This window comes from Thermosporothrix hazakensis (assembly GCF_003253565.1).
Taxonomy (GTDB): Bacteria; Chloroflexota; Ktedonobacteria; order Ktedonobacterales; family Ktedonobacteraceae; genus Thermosporothrix; species Thermosporothrix hazakensis.
Map to the genome: position 1 here is coordinate 1 of NZ_QKUF01000036.1, position 18,031 is coordinate 18,031.

Below are 18,031 nucleotides of genomic sequence, written 5' to 3' on the forward strand. Positions count from 1 at the left end.
GTGCTGGTTCTGCATAGCTTCCCAAATATGACGGTCCTCAGCAAGCGTTGCGTCCCGATGAGCTTCCAGTTGACTCCATAGGCCTGCCTGTCAAGCATCTCCTTTCGTGGCTGGGCGACCTGGAATAGCCTTGGGAGTCAGTTCTTCGGTCTCTCGTTGTTGTTTCGCATACCGTTTGATGGTGGCGCAAGAAACACCAAAAAGATGGACGATTTCTTCGCGCGGACGGCCTTCTTCCACGGCACGCACCACTCGTTCTCTAAGATCTGTTGAAGAGGCTTTCATGCATCCAGTCTCCTCTTTGGCTCAAAGCTTATGCATAGTGCTCTAAGCCTATAAGTCATATTGTTGCTTGAAGAAGTCGAGAGATAATGATGCTTTTGGTGACCAGCAGGGTCAAAGTTCGAAAGAAAGTTAAGCGTTTGGCTCTATCTCATCAATATTTTTGAATCAAGTTCAGCCGGGATTTCTATTGCTGCATCTTCCAATATATATGCTCTGCTATTTGATCGATAATGCACTGGATGTCGTCTCTCGTTACAGAGGAATCATCCTGACACATTTTTGCATGGATTTCTGCAATACTATGCTGTCCATCACCATGCTTCACTTATCGTATCAATAAGGCGGGAGGATCTTCTATTTCGATTGCTCTATCTGGTGTACTCCCAATTGCAAGTTTTCCCCCATACGGAACGCAAAGAAGGTGTTTACGCAGACGTGGTAATCTCATGCTATAGTCACTCCTTTGTACATTCAAATGATCCAGGTAGCATAAAAACTTTTCGCTTCAGATTTTATTCCTTTCAATCTAATTCAAGGAACTTACAATAATGGTAATTTAATACTCGCTGCGCTTGCCTAACTACAAAAAAATTATAGAGCCAAGAATGTATTTTTGTCAAGTTATTCACTTTTATATTTTTTACCTGATAGATAAGTAGCACGGCCCTCTACAAGCTACACCTCTAGTACCACTATAATTACAATTGCAGGCAAGTATTGCAGTATCTGTTTTTCACCAACCAACTTAGAAGCCATTTTTCTCTATATGAAGAGCGTAAACTTGCGAAATCACATTCTGTATGTATTACGCGATAACTATTCCTGACAGAACCTGTCCATGACGTCCCAGCGTGACAGACCTGCCATCATTCCTTGAGGGTGAAAATACCGTATGATAGCTACTAACACGCTTCTCCTCTTAGAGAGGCAGAGTCAGGTCAAGCAAGAATACGATCTACACCGCTGGGCACTGTGATCGACAGTCAAGGCATAAGGGAAAGTGGAGTGAGACACACTCTTTCCCTACCAGAGATAGGGTATCGGGCACTTCTGTGTTTGAATCGTGAAATGGTGCCATCTCCGCTCTGCAACACGTGAAACCTGTCTCAAGCAGCCAGCCTGCTTCCCGCATGAGCATCAAGCTTGTGCAGCTTCCCGAGATGTTTTGGGAGGAAAACAATGTTGAGAGAAAAAGATACGCTCTCTTCTCTCTCATGGCCTCTGCAGTTGGGCCTGAAAAACCTGGTTACCTCTTCAGCAAGTTGAGCTCTCTTCCGTACCAGCGTGCATCTGCGCCACGCAGAACCGCTACTGGGAGCTTGCTCAAAAGACAGGATCGGTGATGCTCGGGCTCCTCTCAAAACGGCTTCCAGGGCTTGCCTCCACTGGCAAGGAGCGTTGCCCGCATGAGCAAAGCCAGCACGTCTTGTTTCTGCTCCTCTTGCTTCCGTCCTGTGGCCCACAGCCTTATCACCAGCCATAGGCAACATGACGCAAACAAGACACTTGGATTGACTCAGAGAGCCACGATCCCCCACAATGTCTGACTATCAGCAAACGTAAGGCGCAGAAGTAGCTTGACGATCTTCATACCGCAGTAGGGCAGGCGCAAGATAAGCCGCTGAAAGACTCCCTATGAGAGCAGCGAGGGGCGCGGCATGATAGGCATGGATGACATGAATGCAGCGAGGATGCCAGCGCATGTGCTGTAGAACCAGATCTTGCGGCGAAAAGATCTCATCCCCATCTCTCAGCTCTCCTTGATGGCGTGGCATAAAAAAAGGAACCACACAGGCCTCCATGGTCCCTTCAGAGAGATGGACTCACCAAAGACTGGCAGCATGCAAACGCTTGAGAATGGTGAGAAACGACCTGCAGGTCAAGGCAAGCCAACGATCAGGTCCCGTTTTTCTCAAAGCGGAAGCGGAGCGAGGACAATGTCTGCAAGGCCATAGGTCACAGGCGCAAATGCAGGATTGCCGCCCGATCCAAGACAAGATAGCGGATACCATCTTGTGCAGCCGCCTCAGCCATTTGTTCCAGCCGCCTCTGGCCCGCATAAGCATAGGGAGGAGAGCATTGCCAGAGGAGAGAGAAAATATACATCACCAGAGGTTACGACGACAGGGAATATTTGGGCGTAGCAGACTGCACGTGCATAGGCTGATTTCTCGGCAGGAGAGCCTTGGAGAAAGGCGAAATGATATGCTGCCACCACGTTGCCCTTTGCTCAACGAGAGCGGCAGCTACCACAGTCAGTCCCACCGCTGAACAATACACCAAGCTTCTCACCAGAAGACCAGAAGCGGCGAGTGGGAACCTCACTTCTAGCAACTTCAGCTCACGTGAATGACTGAAAATGTAGAGGGCAAGCAAACGCGACGGAAGACAAAGCATGCCTCCGATTTCGAGAGCCGCCTGTCGACGTGGATGAAACGTCAAAAGCGACTGACCCAGGGGCGCGGAGCGGACCCACCGCAAAAGCACATCGTCTCGCCTTGCCTATGGCAACGTGACCACGACCAGCTCATGCCTGCATGCACTGCCGCTTCTCGCGGAGCCTCACCGCTGTAGCCTGATCGACAAAAGCCGCCTCTCCACTCTGGTCCGTCAGCCCCTGTCCCTGTTCCACCAGAGCGACCCCCTGGTCTCGGTCCTGTTCATGAGCAGGGCTCACCAGCAGGGTCAAGAGGTGTCCAAGCGTATCCACGGCAAGGTGCACTTTGCTGCCTGTGCACCGTTTGGCTCCTTCGTACCAGCACGAGCGCCACTCTCTGAAGTGGATTGCAGGGTTCGGCTGTCAAGAATCAGGGCACTGGGTTGCCTTTTGCGCCCTTGGTGCCGCACGAGCCTCAAGGCAAAATCATGCACACTGGCTTCAAAACAGCCCGCAGCAATCCAGCGCTGTGTTTGTTGGTTGAGACACGATGAACCTTTCTGGAAAGTCATGCGGAAACCAGCACCACAGTGCTCCTGTGATCTTCCATCCTTCGTCGGCCTCATCACTCTGAGAGAGCTTTCTTTTCATTAGAGCCATAGTGTAGCATCCATCCAAGATCGAGATCCTAACAGCTTCTAACTTTCTTCATTCTGATTATTTTGCATTTCGGATCCTTCCCGCTCAATTTGTTTTTTATTTACAGCATTATTTTCCTCATCTTCTTTTACCTTATCATCTCTATCTTCCCTCTCTTCTTTTTCTTCCTTTCTAGGTTTCCAGAGCTCTACCTCTTGCAACATTTGTTCCCCTTGAATCGCTGTAATCGCTCTGCTCAATTTAATATAAGCTGCATCAGGGTCCAGGCCTTCGTATTCTTCAATACGGCGATCATATTTCTGACATTCCAATTTGACCGCTGCAATGGCTTTTCGGCTTGCGTAGATTCTGTCCTGGACTTTAAATGTGGTGAGAAGGCCTCCGGAAATCGTTGCAACGAGTCCAGTGACAGCAACAATCCAACGTGGAACCCCCTCAATACCTGCAAGTGCTGTCGTCCCCGCTGAAAAAGTAAGCAGAAATATCTGAAGCCAGGTATATCGAGACTGCCAACTTTGCGCATTCCGTTCCAGCTTATCAGTATAAGCATCTATGTCATCTCTATATCGATATATTTCATTTATCCTCTTTATCTTTTCCTCTTCTTCTTTCCTCTCTTTCAATTTAATTTGTATCTGCCTTAAATACTCCTCTTTTCTCTTCTCTTTCTCAACAGCTTCAAGCTCCTTGCGCTTTCTCGCCTCTTCTTGCTGTATCTCCTGGATAAGAGCTTTTTCTGCTTCCTGAAGTTTCTCTTGGAGAAGAACCTGAGCTAACGGCTGTTGTAGTGCTGCTTCCTTTTGCTTTAGCTCATCAACACGTTGGCAAAACTCTTCCTCTGAAATCGCCTTAGCACGATACGCTAGATGCAACTCCCTCATATCATGAAGAAATTTCTTGGAAAAGGGGTTCTCTGCCATATTCCCTCCTTTGCATAGAGTTCCATAGAAAGAGAACGAGAAAAATTTTAAACTGTAAAAATGGCTTTAGCAAGAACAGAGGAGAATAAAGAGAAAACTGGAGAGTGATTTTCGCAATTTGAGAACATGCTGCTCCCAACGGGGGCGCCGTCGGCTCCTGGTGCTGCGTGAACAGCCGCTGACGGACTGTAACGCGTACCTGGCCCTCGCACCCTGCTCGTCGCGCGAAGCACCGTGATCCCAAGCTCGCGGACAAGCTGCGTCCTCCTTCCACTCCCACGGCTCTCTCGCACCTGAACCTCCTCAGAAACAGCCCTGGCCTTCCCGCGAGCCGCAGGAGGACGTGCAGATCGATACCCAGGGTTGCCCCTCTCTCCTCAACGGACGCCGATGAGAAGCGGGCACCTGTCCTCGAAATGCTCAATGCACGTCAATATGAGCCTCTCGCTGCCGCTCAAAGCAGGATGCCCAACAATGCTCATCCGGCATTCCTCCTTCCATGCGGCAATGATCTCTTGCAGCGCTCCGGCTAGCCCCGCATGCTCACCTATATATAATTGAGATCCTCAGTGGGTCGGCTCAGCCTGTTTGTCCGGGATGTTCCCTCCATCTTGTCCCGCTTTCTGCCCTGTATCGGAGTGCAGCCCACTGTCTGCTCGCAGCTGCATCCCGAAATGAAAGGCTTCGTGGAACGCTCCCACTGCTCCTTCAAAAAGGAGGGTTCGCGGGTGGCATCAACCACAAACGCTCTCTGAGGTGCGCAAAGTCACGGCGGCCTCCCTGCGACGCCCCAATGAGCAGCGGCCGAATCCGTGACACGCCTGTCGCCATCGGCCGCCCCGCGAAGCTCGTCCCACTCTGCCCTCCCAGCATAAGCTCCCCGAGGTTGATCCTGATGCCTGGCTGCATGCGATTGATGGGCGAGCCTTTGTGCGCCGCGTCAAGGCGGATGGCCTCGTGATCGTGGAACATCAGCCCTCCTCCGTCAAACAGGCGTTGGCGGGTCAGCTGCTCAAGCAGGTGCTAATCAAAGGACTGATCGTAGCCCGCATGCCGCTGGCACACTGCATCGAGCACATGGGCGAGCTGGTTCGCTCCCAAGACCGTCTGCGCCGGCTCCAGCAACAGGCAACACGCCCCTAGCTCACCGTGCATGCGGATTGAGCGCCTGGAAGCTTGTCTCCCTCTTTCCTATTGCTTGGTTCCGCTTCTCCCCCTTGCTTGCTATGCACACAACACAGGAAACTATACAAACTGGGTCTCAAACACTTCCTGCTCACTTCCAATGTGCCCGATCTTTTGCGCGCACGAGAGGGGGAGAATTATAGTGCCGAAGGCAGGAAGTCATGCAGAGAGCCCTGAAAGTGATAATATACAAGGCGGCAGGTAGCTGATCCCCGCCTGGGCATCGAAGCGGTTCTCTGGGTGATGATGACAGGCCCGCCTTGCACGAGATCCTAGAGCACATTGGCCCTGGTCAAGCGTCGTTGAACGCTATTACTGCTGGTGTAGAGATGGGAAATGGATACGTCCAGATTTTGTAAGGGTCAGGTCCCCAGTTCTTCTTTAGGGTGAAGAGAGTAACTATCACAGTAGTACCAGATGAAAAAGGGCTCGCTCCTTACCTGATGCATCCCAGATCTAGGATGCACTGTTCTACTGTTGATATGGGAAATACTGCTGTCTTTAATGATGTCTACGAGAAGATTACTGCTTAGCGGTTAATGGTATCAAAGCTTTTCAGCGAGGATGGAGTTTTCCAGACATGTTCCTGCTGCTTTACAGCTTTATATTATGAGTAGATATGATGGAGCACTGCCTGATTGGTACAATCCATAGGGGTGCCAACCAGACAGTACACCAACGAGTCCTTAAAAATCCTCCGCGGGAAGGAAATAATATCAGTACGTTTTATCCCGGTCTTGCTCTTTTGCTCTGACCTCTTCTCAATACTCGCCAGGGCTGTAGGACATGCTATTCAGCTCTTACTTCTCCAGAGCCTCTTGTAAGCATTGGTCAGGATTCACCTGTGTTCCTAGGCTCCCCAGAGTAAGAGGTTGCCTGTATAGGCATCAAAGATCATAAATCCGCCTTTCCTCTTAAGAGCGTCTTTCTGTGGTATAACTATATGGCCACGAGCAAGAGTAAAGGATCCTTTTACCTCAACAAAACAAACGAGATCATCAGCGTTGCGACCAATATCTTCTCTTCCTATTTGTTCGCTGGCATTACTTGCGGTTATAAATTGAATCGTTTTAATTTCTATCGTAGTACCAGGGTCTGGTGGGCCGCCAATAAAGCCATTTTTCGTGATGTAATCTCTTACATCATCTTCATTAAATGTTGCCGTTGCTTTACTAAGGGCTTTTATGCGAGGAGTAATAGCAGGTAATCCAACTGCTTCTATTCGATGTTGTGGGGTTGCTGCTATCATTGGGGGGTACTATTGGCAAAGACTCCTGCCTTAGAATCAGTAAAGATAGATGCTACAATACAGGCAATGAGAGCTAAAAGCATTGTAGGGATAAGTATCTTTGCAAAACGCACTGTTTTCTTCCTTTCATGCTATCTAGCAAGCTGTACAATGTGTTCCCCCAGCATTAGCATTTCCTTGTGGAGTGGAAATCCAGCGTGCATAAGGAGGACTATAGGACTGAAATTCTATTCCTGCATTACTTTGGTAATTGTAGGAGTGATTCAGGCCTATCCACATATTGTGAGTGAAATAGGTAGGTTCGGCGCCTGCACCATCAGATCCAGCTAACTCTTGACCGGCGTAAATGTCTTTGGGAGACATAGCATTCCCTGAAGAATATCCTTGATAGTAACTTCCATCTGCTCTGTATATTTGCACATACCATTTGAGCTTATCGCTACTATCTTGCTCTATTCGAAATAAAGCCTGTCTTCCATATCCACTACCGACATCTCCTATTACATGCTCTGCATAAGGGTATTTTTGATTAGGGCGTGTATCGGCCCAATAATAACAATTTGCAGCTCCTTTAGTACAAGAAGATGGATTAGTGTCACTAGCTTTATACGTTGCATATCCTGCTTCTACCCAGCACCCTCCATAGCCCGTGTTTTTGCAAGCTGTACTCTCTAAGTCGGAGACCCATAAAGTATTGGCGATAAAGCCATCACAGGAACCACATGATATCCAACCTAATTACATTTGTGTTGAGGCTCCTGCTACAGGGCCTCCATACCAGTGAGCACGTCCGTAGCATCGACCATAGAACTGACATTTTCCATAACCATGGTAAACATCGGTTGCTTTGATCACGTTCTCCGGATTGAAAGTTTGAGCATGGGCAGGATGAGACGAAAAGAGGGTACCCAAGCACAGAGTGATAGCTAACAGAAAAATAATGATAAGATGATCGAAGTCTTTTTCGAGAAAAGACTTTTTTTCAAGAGAATACAATGGTTATTTCCCCTTTCTATTTGTTGGAGAGTTTCGATAAAGAACTTCTTTGTCGCCCTAGATTCATGCAATGTATTTTTTGTATGCGCATGAAGAAAAGATAAGTATTGTCGATAACTCTCCAAAATCAAGCTAATGTCCTATTACTTTCTATTCCATCAGCTTTGCCAGATATAAAATTTTATTCTCATTGAAATAATAACACCTAAACATGTTTTTTTCAATACAGTAATATAAAACATTTTTTTATCTAAGAGTTTGTTAGTATAATATTTAAATCTCTCTTCTTTCTGGGCTATTACTATCTCTTCTTTTTTGTTTTTATACTACCAATCTTTACACGGCGTAAATAAATTTATAATTCCATGTAGCACTACCGTAACGAATAAGGAGTTCATCTCTGATGCTATTCTAGCTTGAGGATCTGAAGTCTATTCGCTCGTCTTTGTATCTCCATCAAGCGTATCTTACAGCTGTCTGTTAGGAGCTAAAGAGTTCAGGACGTTATCTCTAGAACGTGTACCGAATACTGCCGATAAATACTCATAAATTCTGCTCATTTGCCTATAACGTCACATCCATATGAATGTTTGCTCAATTGCCTGTCTGTGAGAATGTGAAAACTCCGGTGGAATAGTCTCAACCCAATTGTTAGCCATATCTTTAGGAGCTTAGATCTCGCGCAGATTAGACCAAGCATGAGGGGTGATCTCACCCCTCCATTTCTTGCTCGATCCGCTTGCGGCCTTTGCTTACTGCCTTGATCCGTAGGACAAACGCCCATCCGTCGATGGCATACAACCAAGCATTCGATATCGAAGTTTGAATGGCCTCTAGATGGGCAAGTGGGATTACTGATTTTATAGTAGTAGTGTAAAATAGTATATTCGTGTTTCACATCTTACGTGTATTATTAATTTTTCAATCAAAAGATTTAATTAAAATTAAGGTTACCTTCTTAATATTTGAACCATGTTTCATCTTCCTCTGCTAAGGCGTCTGAGGAAACTACTTTTCATACAACAACAACGCAACAGACGATTCCTCTCTCAAAACAGGAGTGTGACGCTCTACTGAAAAGCAACGCGACAGCGAAACGATCCGATTGCGTTCTGGCGCTTATATCGAAAACGACAGATTTTTCACCGAAGTCCTCTGGGGAGACGATGCTCCCACTAGCCTGTCCTACAGGTATAGCAACTCATGATCTCACCTTGTGGGGACCGCTCTCAGCTTATAGGGCTGTGATGACAACCACCTTTCGTTATCCTGGAAATTATACTCCACCAAAGGTGACGTATCAGAATTGTACTAGGGAGATGTGGGGCGTCGGTTACGGTATCTCTAATAATGCTTGTAATAACTGGATATCTGGCAATCTTACCATTGCGAATGCAGAATATGCGATATCCTACCCAGTTGTAGGAGGTGGGGAGACTCGGATTATTCAATCTATTGCAAATGCTCATGACAAATCGATTACAGATGCATGGGACTAAGAAAGGAGCAAGGAAGTGAAACAACTGAGTAGATTTATGGGTATAGCGCTTACCCTTTTATTCTGTTTATTTTGCGTGCCTCTGACTGCCCATGCAGCGTCCTCAACTCAACAAGTGAAGGAGAGCGAACAGGAATATACTATTGCCTATTTAGATGAGCAAGGAAAAGTTGCAAAGACGTGGAAAGGAACAAAAGAGGAGGCCGATAAAATTAAGAAGGAGGAAAGTGAGAAGAGAAAAAAGCAGCTGGAATAAGAAAAGATAGTGCAGCCATATACCAATCGAGTATATAATTGCGTATACCCGAATGAATACCTCGTCTTTTTTAACGCCGGCCCTCTAGTTTGCTTTGCCAATAATGGTGAACTTGATGTACACCTTTATAATGTCTATCAAGTTGATTCTGGAAATAACAGTGGTGAATTTAATTTTTGCCATACGCCGTACCGGCCTGATGCAGTATGTGGCACGATTCGTTTTGCGAGTTATACGACATATTATCCTCCTACAGGATTATATTGGAACGTCCTTAAAGATCACAGGGAGATAAGGGACAAAGAGCTTAATAATAGCATTTTCCTTTCAGGCGAGCTTCAGTATGTTTTTCAAATGCGCTGAGAGCATACTGAGGGCTCAATACTGAAAGCAAGAACAGATCTATCTTTTCTCATGTGATAAAATGAAAGAATGCTTTTGTTGTATATGTCGGGGTTACTCCTTTGCGGTCTTCTCTTTGAGGTAGCCGAAGTGGAAGGAGAGGAAAGAGAGCTTTATGGAGCAGCTTTTCTGGTAACTTTACTATGCTCTCCGTCCAGCAGAAATACTTGGTCTCTTTATTCTTCCAGGTATTATGCTCTGGATGTTTGTTGACTGTTTACTAAGAAAATTTTCGTCTATTGGTCAAAAGATCTTCTGGGTTCTTGTTATTATTTTCCTGCCACCATTTGGCGCTTGTGTTTATTTGTTGGGTATTGTTCTTCCTGCTTGGTGGAAGCAAAGACGATTTTTCAAGGAGCAAGCTCAACCCAAAGAAGAGCCCCCAGCCTTGTTGAGAGAACAGAATACTATGGGAGAGCATTAAGAGGATTCATACGCAGCGAGGGGGAGCAGGAGGGGTACAGGAGAGGTAGATTTCCCTGTTGGTTATCCCGCTCTCGCAACTATTCATCCTCAGCCATCAGCCCACAGGGAAAGAGAATCCTTTCTGTCCCTGTTATGCATTCCAGACGTTCATGCCTTCCTCCCCTGTCAGAGGACATATCTCCTGAAGTCGTAAGATCCATCAAGTGAGGATACTGCAAGCAAAAAATAACGCTGCGATACGTGAGGTGGCGTTACAGAGCCCTCGATCTGTTGGAGAATACTGTAAGATTTCAAAGCCTACCCTCTCTGTGCTTGCGTCGTTGTTACAGAGAGATCATTTTGTTAGAAGATACCGCAAATACTACGATGTACCTGCTAGGCACATTTGATGAGGTTATAGTGCCAGTAATCTGAGCAAGAATACTGCTCGTCTGCTGGATCTGGCCGTTCATAACCCAACCATTATTATAGAGAAAACATCTGTTAGAGGATTACTACATAATTCACCAACCTCGTGAACGGGCAGGATCGAGCAGGACGAAAGCAAGCAAGCAGGGTTTGGCACTCTCTTCCCCGCTCGCCCGATTTGCAGGTACACTTCTCTTCAGAAATAGATGTGAATATGAATGTCTTCTGGTGCATCGGCCTGCCACACTCTCTGAGGTGCATGAGGTCACCTCCGCCTCTCAACACCACTCCAACAGGCAGAGGCCTCATCAGGGTCATGCCCGTGGGGATCTGCCCCCCTCTGCCTGCGCTCCCTGAGCAGGTGGATCCTGATGCCTGGTTGTGGGCCGTTGCCGGGCATTTGTGCGGCAGAGCGGCTCAGATGGCTACCTCACCATCGACACCCACCGAAGAGAGGTGGGGTAGCTCATGCGGGTCAGTTCGTCACGGCGCTGCTGTGAGCCGCCAGCTGGAGCCTTGAGATCTGGTTGGATGGCCGACTGCTCAAAAGGGGCCGATCAAGGGGCTGGTGGGCAAACCGATGGCGTTAGAGGCCTTTGTGGCCCTGAAGCGCACGCAAGCGGTGGCCCAGAGCGCAAAGCTAGGCAGCACGCCCTCGCACGGCGCTTGCTTTCCGCCGAAAGCCATCCTGCTAGGCAGGCAAGGGAGAGACGGGCTTTTTTGTCTTTGTCCAGGGGTTCCCAGCTCTTTCTTGCCTCCTCCTCACACCTTCTTGCGCTCAAGAGAGAAGGTCTTCGTTCACCTGCACGCTCTCCTTCTTTCCGCTCTTCTTTAGGTTTGAACGTTCACGATCTGCTCGGTCCTTGCCATTCACAATGGTGATGAAGCATATGAGGCCCGCTGAGCATTGAGTGTCGGAGGCGGGATCGTGACACTTTGCGCATATCTTCCAGTGGAAACAGAAGTAGAACGGGCAGCAGGAGTCGGCAGCGCCTTGGCAAGTCCTTTTTGGAACATCTCGCCAAGGTTGCGCAGCAGATGCCAACGATCGAGTACCTCTTGAACATGCGGTGCACCAGACGAATGTGTATTCATCTTGCCCCGATCACGGCTCACGAGGGCAATGCCAGGATGAGCCTGCAACCAGGCTCTGATTGCCTGCTCCTTGCACCGTTCAAGGAGAACCATGGGCAGCGGTGTTCCAAATCCACCAGAATGGTCGCTCCCTGCGTAGGGGCAGACTCCAGTCATCAATGCCAAGCACACGAGGCGTGGGAGGAGAAACCGATTGGGCATAGCGTCGCAGCAGGGCAATCACAGGCGCCGGCACAGGCAAGCCCCTGCTTCTTCCCAAGTGCCCGGGCAATGGTGAGCAGTCGTTCATGGACGCGATGAGTGCGACAGGCAGATATCACAGCGAGGGAGGCAAGTCGTTCACAAAAGCTGCGCCGCGGACAGGACGGAGTATCGCAGAACAGGCGACCAACACGCACCGCTGCTCAGACGGGATGCTGACCCCATGGAAGGTCAGCAAGCCTACAGGCATACTGGCTGTGCATGCGGGGACCGCGTCCGCCCCAGAGCAGACAGGCGGCTTGAAGGCTCGTGAGACAGAGCATGCCGTGTGCGGAGGAGAACTGAAGCTGCTCAACAACAACGCTGGCGTCGGGATGAAACAGCTGAGCAAGCAGCAATTCTTCTCTCTGCTCTGGAAACATCTCTTGTTCTTCTTTCATACCACAAGCAGAGCACATCTTGAAGAGAGGAGATAAGCACGCTTCACCAAAAGCTGGGGAGCGCCCGAGGGCAGGAAACGATATACAACGCGATTTCCTGAGCATCGTGCACTACAAACCAACAACCACACAAGCGCGTGAAAGGCAGCTTGATAAGATCGACACACAACATCCCGCTTCCCCTCGCACGGCTCGAGAAGCACAAACCCTGTTCTTTCCAGGGTCTGCCTTCCCTGCTCATGTTTTCTCCCACCTGCTTCTCTACGACGCCTCAGATATATTGTGACTTGTATCTTTTCCTTTCTCTTCAGGATCCTTCGAAGATGCAAACCCTCTCTTGACAGAAAGACACCGCCTGTCCTATACCGCAATGAGAAAGTCTCACCAGCATCATCCATGCTGTTCCCAACAGGCAAAGGAGGATCAGATGCCACCATCCTCTATCCTTCAGGACCGCAGAGATGACATCCTGCATCTCGCCGCCCACTATGGCGTCTCGAACATCCGTATCTTTGGCTCCGTGGCCCGTGGAGATGCCGATGAACAGAGTGATCTCGACCTGCTGGTTGACGTGGAAGCAGGCCGCAGCCTCTTTGATCTTGGGGCCCTCTTGTCTGACTTCGAACAGCTTCTCGGCTGTCCCGTCGATATCGTGACTGAGAAAGGCCTCCGCGATCGCATCCGTGCCCGAGTGCTTGCTGAAGTGATCCCGCTATGAGAGACACCCGAGAACGCTTTCAGGACATGTATGAGGCCATCCTCCGAAGTGAGAAATACGCCCAGCAAGGACGCACGGCCTTTGAACAAAATGAGCTCATCCAAACCTGGATCATTCATCACCTGGAAATCATTGGGGAAGCCGCACGCGCTATTCCCCAAGATGAGCGTGCCTCTCATCCTCATATTCCCTGGAAAGAGATCAGTGGCATGCGCAATATCCTGATCCACATGTATTTCGGCATTGACACTGACCTGGTGTGGAACGTTGTCGAGCACGATCTCCCCCGGTTGAAAACGATCCTCCAAGCTCTTCTTACTTTGCCCTAGTCGCCTGAGTTTACCATCCTTTGCTTCTCTGACAAGCAGAAAGGAGCATCAGGCTCCTCCTTCGAATGTGCAGCCGTGACATCAGTGCCGTTCCCGCTCCTCATCGTGTTCGGCATTTCACCATCACGAAGCTGACCGCTACTCAGTGCGAGAGGATGAACCGGTTTCACCCGCGCTCGTGAGGTGATGAGAAACGGGCTGCTGCTGGTGGAACTCCATACGAACTGACCGAGGAAAAACATCTGAGATGCGGCAGGTTGGGTAGCCTTGCCTCTCCTCGATGAGCGATGGGAGATTTTGCTGTCAGGCAGTCAAAGGTCCAACTGACGAAGGGTAAGCCCAGGTCTCTGGGGCGTGTTCGCGTCGTTTGCACCACCAGGGCTTTGTTCTCAGGTGTGTAGCATGAAGGAGCACCGGGGCAAGGCACGTCCTCTAAGCTGGCTACGCCCTGCTCGCCAAAGCCTTTGATCCACTTGCGAATGACATCCTCATCGACCTGCTGGTGCTGAGCAATGGAAGCCACTCGATACCCTTGATGGGACAAATAAATGACCGTCGCGCGTTGGACTAAGCGCACTGAGGCGGTGTAGGAGCGTGAGACTTTTTCAATCACTCTTCTTCTGCTCTCAATGTTCGCACTGAGAGTCGTTTGGACCTGGATTCCTTCCTCTTCTCTTGTGTTCCTTCTCCTTCTCTATTCTATCATACATTTAGCGACTGAACTGCTTAGTCCTCCCACTCCAATCCCTTAGTAGAACAAGGGATTGCTCAGTATTGCTCACCCAGGAAGCTGCGCAAAGATGCGCCCGCGCAATACAACCAGCGCAAGCGCACCTTCCATCGCAAATACACCAGCTAGACAGGCCGCTGCTATATACTCCCCTCAAGGTCCAATCATAGCAGTCGGCGAGGCCCTCTATGATTACTAGAATGTATCCATACTCCAGGAAATAGCAAAAAGCGTAGGTAAGTCCAGGACGGGCGCAACACGTCCGTTGTCACCTCTACCTTTTGCTCCTCGCCTGGGTCCAGTAATTGACGCAGATGAAGCCCCTGCAAGGGTAACAAGATTTCAGGCACAGCACTTCATACATCACACTGTTGAGAAAGAGATCTCTCAATATTGCCTGTCTGCATATGCAGCACTCAATCCTTACCTCTCAGATAAGGGGGAAGCATACAAGTAAAAAATTTTACGAGCCAGCTCGATAAAAAAAGATTTGTGTGATAATTGCCGCTATCAGCCAGAAAAGGAACAATCCTGCTGACGTAAAAATCCTTTTTCGCATTTTCGATTTTTTCTCATCTGTCTCTGCCAGATAGTAGTACACAACGCTTGTCAAAATGGCACAAACGCTTGTTATTGTTGCCATCCAAAAAGAATAACACATAATTCCAACTGGTGTCCTCAAGAAATTCGTCATCATTTTTCCTCCTCTTTTCTCTGTTATCTTGTAGGTGCTCGTCGCCACAATAAAATAGCATATCGTTCTATGTCAGGAAACAGCTCCAAATCCACATCTTCAACTTTCACTGCATGTGCTATCCAAGATGCTTTTACTGGCATTGGATTTGTATGAAAATCACTAGAAACATTCCCAGCCAGTTCTACATACACTCCTTACAAATATCGTTAGCATCCTAGACTATCAGTAAAACTGACCTGCCCTTGTTGAAAAGCATCTCATATAGCATGCAACAGCAAAAGAAAAGGCTGCACTTTATCAAAAAGTATCTCAGGTAAATATCTACACATAGAATGTTATCAACATGGCGCAGACAAAGGGCAGCTGGTACTCCAGAACACGTTCGAGCATCCAGTCGAGTTAGAACCTGTTGAGTAATGACTCCTCCCTCCTTGCTGCTGGCCATCAGTTCATTTGTAGAGAAGAGACCACCCCAATGATCAATATCCCCCTTTCCTTAAGTAGCATAGATCACCTACTACGCAATATGGCAGGTGTTAATCTTGCCCACAGTCTTGTTATATTGTGGTGTAGCACGTACCTCCACACAGCTTTTCCTCAAAAAATCCACCTTGCTAATAAACATCACAGTAGTAGAATCAGTTATCTGGTAGCACACCAGATAGGACAAATCGTCACGCATCTTATTGATATTCTACTGCATACGACTGAGCAACCGAAGCCGTGTTTGCGTTCAATAGAACTCAATAGGCCTTACGTCTCTTTTCTCAATCCGGTTAACCTAGAGACTGTTAGAAACTCGATCTCGAAAAGATGATACCATCCAACAATGGAAAAGAGAAAACCATCTCTAAGCGATGTGACAGACGAAGAATAGGCGGCCGCCAGCTCCGTATTTGAGCATGTTGCCCGAAGATGTCGGGCAACATCGCCATGAGCGGTGAGAGATCTTCAACGCTTTGCTCTCTCTCGTGAAGACAGGAGCACCATGGCGGTGGTTGCCCACCAATCTGCCTCCCTGGCCTCTTGTCTCTCAACACCCCAAAGATGGATCAAAGCAAGATGTTTTGAAGCGATGTTCACAACCTGCGTTTGCTCTTGCCTGGCATCAAGGGCCGCAAAGGACACATTGCTGTCGATACCCTTGGGCACCTGCTGACGCTGCTGGTGACGACTGCTGATGAGCAGGATCGCGATCAGGTTGCCGTTCTGGCAGAGCAGGTGCAGACCCTGACAGGCGAGAATGTCCAGGTTGCCTTTGTGGATCAAGGCGACACGGGTGAGGCCCCAGGGCTTGCAGCAGCCCAGGCGGGTATCGAACTGGCTGTCGTGAAACTTCCCCTGGCCAAGCGCGGCTTCGTGCTCTTGCCACGCCGCTGGGGCGTGGAACGCTCCTTCGCTTGGGGTGAGTCGCTTTCAGCGTTTTCTCCGCGACGATGAGCGGCTTCCGCAAACGGTCGCTGGTCTGTATGTCGCGGTTTTCGCTTGCCTTCTGCTTTCTCAGTTCATCCATGTGAGCTTGAGTCCCTAACAGCTTCTAGACCATCATTATATAATCTATTTCTTGCAATATGAATCACCCCCCATCTTTTTACATTCCAATTTCAACTATTTTTATCAGATGTAAATCCATAAACCGATATGATCTCAATACGTCTATTCTATTATTAGTACAATAATAGAATATATGGTTTACAATATAGAGCATTAAGCGTCTTATAATATAATGGACCTATGAATTTCTTGATCTCGGCAACGCTTTTGTGAAAAGATATAATCTCTGATTAACCAAAGCATACTTAGATAAGTATGCTTTGGTTAACTTCTTTCAATAGAGGCAGAAGAAACAAGCAAAGAGTTCTTTTCCCAAGGAAAAGATTTATTCCCTTAAAAAATTCCTAGACGTTTCATCGCCTCATATTTTCTCTGAGCCCTCCAATTCATTTGAGACTTAAAGATTTCCTGCAATGTACTCTGCCCTGTTTGTTCCCAAAGGCGTTGGACAGTAGAGTCCCATGAAGACCCCCCAAGATAGCCTTGAAATGACTTCCAACTTGTATCGATCTTTACATCCATCCACGCTTCATGCTTAAGATTTAGCGCATATGGTGTAGAACTTGGTGTGGGAGTTTCATTTGCCTTCGCTGTTGCAGTCGCTTGTGCTTCTCTCACCTTATAAGCTTCTATAGTTGCCTCAGCACTCACATACTTATCGTGCCAATGCTGTGCATCATTCACAGCATTCGATTGTGGATTTTGTGAATTATACAAAACCGTTGCACCTGTACTAGCTACTGTACTAATGGCAGTTGCAACTGCCGGAGGCAGAGCTAGTATACCTCCCACCAGCCCGGAAATTCCACCTACAAATATTGAAAATCCAAAAGCATCTTGTTGAGCATCCGTCTTTACAGGGGCACCACCATTTATTACTTCATAAGAAAGCGCGCTCAGACTTGCACCTATCACACCAGACATTCCTATCGTAAATGCAGCAGACACAATTGCAACTGGAATACTAGCAGGAGCAAAGGTAGCAAAGGCTAAGAGGCCCACCGAAACAGCTAGAACACCAAATCCCGCAGAGCGGCTTCCTGTTTTTGCGTTTCTCCTGTCTCTTTTTCTTTCATGGAGGCTTTCCGCTCATGGGAAAAAACATACATTTTCCTGGATTGAGGGAGAACCAATGAGCAGTCTGAGCATCCAAACCTCTTCACAGTCTGTTCCTTCAACGCCCTCATGGTTTGGGGAGGTCGTGCTGATTGTGAACCTGTGTGCGACCTGGTTGGGCCTACGGCGCGGTAATAGGCCCAGCTCCCCTGAGCTCGAAGAGATTCTGTCGAAGCAGCAGTCGCCACACCCGCAGCTTTTCCCGTCAGCTGTTGGTCAGGATCGTGTAGCCAGCCTCCGTCCTGGTGAGATCAGTGAGTGCCTGTGTACTTAAGCAGAGACCCAGACCATACTTGCAGGCACGCCGACTGATCAGGGCCAGTTGGTGCATAGCGGTGCCTTCGGAGGGTCAAGGTGGTCAGCGGCTTTGTAAACGTCACTTGCGAGAGTGGGGGGAGAAGGCAGGAAGCATACGCTCTAACTGCCGCGCGAGAGCACGAGCGTCCTGCTGATTGCCCCTGCTCTGCCGAAGCGCGTGCAGAAGACCAG

At 48.4% G+C, this 18,031-nt stretch carries 16 protein-coding genes and 1 pseudogene; 6 read left to right on the forward strand and 11 right to left on the reverse strand.

Annotated elements, in window-relative coordinates; genetic code table 11:
* Positions 1-90: 90 nt before the first annotated feature.
* From EI42_RS27570 to EI42_RS27605, 6 genes are all read right to left on the reverse strand, one after another.
* A complete protein-coding gene (locus EI42_RS27570) occupies positions 91-285 on the reverse strand; it encodes a helix-turn-helix domain-containing protein (protein WP_111325859.1) in 195 nt (64 codons plus the stop codon).
* A 2,527-nt stretch (positions 286-2,812) separates the two neighbouring features.
* Entirely contained in the window at positions 2,813-2,995 is a 183-nt protein-coding gene (locus EI42_RS27585) for a hypothetical protein (protein WP_246046506.1), read from the reverse strand.
* Positions 2,996-3,360: 365 nt separating this feature from the next.
* Positions 3,361-4,242 (reverse strand): DUF4231 domain-containing protein, encoded by an 882-nt coding sequence (locus tag EI42_RS27590; protein ID WP_111325863.1) that lies wholly within the window; start codon positions 4,240-4,242, stop codon positions 3,361-3,363.
* A gap of 708 nt (positions 4,243-4,950) precedes the next feature.
* Positions 4,951-5,214: a hypothetical protein gene (locus tag EI42_RS27595; protein ID WP_111325864.1), complete on the reverse strand. Its 264-nt coding sequence runs from the start codon at positions 5,212-5,214 to the stop codon at positions 4,951-4,953.
* A 51-nt stretch (positions 5,215-5,265) separates the two neighbouring features.
* Positions 5,266-5,397 carry a hypothetical protein gene (locus tag EI42_RS34535; protein WP_281279019.1) on the reverse strand — a complete coding sequence of 44 codons (132 nt, stop codon included), beginning with the start codon at positions 5,395-5,397 and terminating at the stop codon, positions 5,266-5,268.
* Positions 5,398-6,277: 880 nt separating this feature from the next.
* Complete coding sequence (locus EI42_RS27605; protein ID WP_111325866.1) at positions 6,278-6,676, reverse strand: hypothetical protein; 399 nt, start codon at positions 6,674-6,676, stop codon at positions 6,278-6,280.
* Between the two features lie 2,510 nt (positions 6,677-9,186).
* Here EI42_RS27605 and EI42_RS27615 point away from each other — a divergent pair.
* The 3 genes from EI42_RS27615 (at position 9,187) to EI42_RS27625 (ending at position 10,252) form a co-directional block, all read left to right on the forward strand.
* Positions 9,187-9,426 carry a hypothetical protein gene (locus tag EI42_RS27615; RefSeq protein WP_111325868.1) on the forward strand — a complete coding sequence of 80 codons (240 nt, stop codon included), beginning with the start codon at positions 9,187-9,189 and terminating at the stop codon, positions 9,424-9,426.
* A gap of 9 nt (positions 9,427-9,435) precedes the next feature.
* Positions 9,436-9,789, forward strand: a complete 354-nt coding sequence (locus tag EI42_RS35015; protein WP_170142959.1) for a beta/gamma crystallin domain-containing protein — start codon at positions 9,436-9,438, stop codon at positions 9,787-9,789.
* Positions 9,790-10,021: 232 nt separating this feature from the next.
* The gene (locus EI42_RS27625) at positions 10,022-10,252 is read left to right on the forward strand and encodes a PLDc N-terminal domain-containing protein (protein ID WP_111325870.1); all 231 of its coding nucleotides are present in this window, start codon (positions 10,022-10,024) and stop codon (positions 10,250-10,252) included.
* A gap of 1,280 nt (positions 10,253-11,532) precedes the next feature.
* Here the strand turns inward: EI42_RS27625 and EI42_RS27635 are convergent.
* Together EI42_RS27635 and EI42_RS32100 are read right to left on the reverse strand one after the other, a co-directional pair.
* The gene (locus EI42_RS27635; protein ID WP_111325872.1) at positions 11,533-11,850 is read right to left on the reverse strand and encodes a hypothetical protein; all 318 of its coding nucleotides are present in this window, start codon (positions 11,848-11,850) and stop codon (positions 11,533-11,535) included.
* A gap of 311 nt (positions 11,851-12,161) precedes the next feature.
* Complete coding sequence (locus EI42_RS32100; RefSeq protein ID WP_137686385.1) at positions 12,162-12,380, reverse strand: hypothetical protein; 219 nt, start codon at positions 12,378-12,380, stop codon at positions 12,162-12,164.
* Positions 12,381-12,825: 445 nt separating this feature from the next.
* Between EI42_RS32100 and EI42_RS27645 the strand changes: the two genes are divergently transcribed.
* Complete coding sequence (locus EI42_RS27645) at positions 12,826-13,116, forward strand: nucleotidyltransferase family protein (RefSeq protein ID WP_111325874.1); 291 nt, start codon at positions 12,826-12,828, stop codon at positions 13,114-13,116.
* Positions 13,113-13,445 (forward strand): HepT-like ribonuclease domain-containing protein, encoded by a 333-nt coding sequence (locus EI42_RS27650; RefSeq protein ID WP_111325875.1) that lies wholly within the window; start codon positions 13,113-13,115, stop codon positions 13,443-13,445. Before EI42_RS27645 ends, EI42_RS27650 begins: the two co-directional genes overlap by 4 nt.
* 166 nt (positions 13,446-13,611) lie before the next feature.
* On the opposite strand, the gene EI42_RS27655 is transcribed toward EI42_RS27650, so the two are convergent.
* Positions 13,612-14,022, reverse strand: coding sequence for a helix-turn-helix domain-containing protein (locus EI42_RS27655; protein ID WP_211326373.1), 411 nt, complete (start codon positions 14,020-14,022; stop codon positions 13,612-13,614).
* A 1,679-nt stretch (positions 14,023-15,701) separates the two neighbouring features.
* Here EI42_RS27655 and EI42_RS27665 point away from each other — a divergent pair.
* Positions 15,702-16,403: pseudogene (locus EI42_RS27665) on the forward strand (transposase).
* Positions 16,404-16,759: 356 nt separating this feature from the next.
* Here the strand turns inward: EI42_RS27665 and EI42_RS27670 are convergent.
* The gene (locus tag EI42_RS27670; protein WP_211326374.1) at positions 16,760-17,428 is read right to left on the reverse strand and encodes a hypothetical protein; all 669 of its coding nucleotides are present in this window, start codon (positions 17,426-17,428) and stop codon (positions 16,760-16,762) included.
* A gap of 319 nt (positions 17,429-17,747) precedes the next feature.
* Positions 17,748-17,873 carry a hypothetical protein gene (locus EI42_RS34540; protein WP_281279018.1) on the reverse strand — a complete coding sequence of 42 codons (126 nt, stop codon included), beginning with the start codon at positions 17,871-17,873 and terminating at the stop codon, positions 17,748-17,750.
* Positions 17,874-18,031 lie beyond the last annotated feature (158 nt).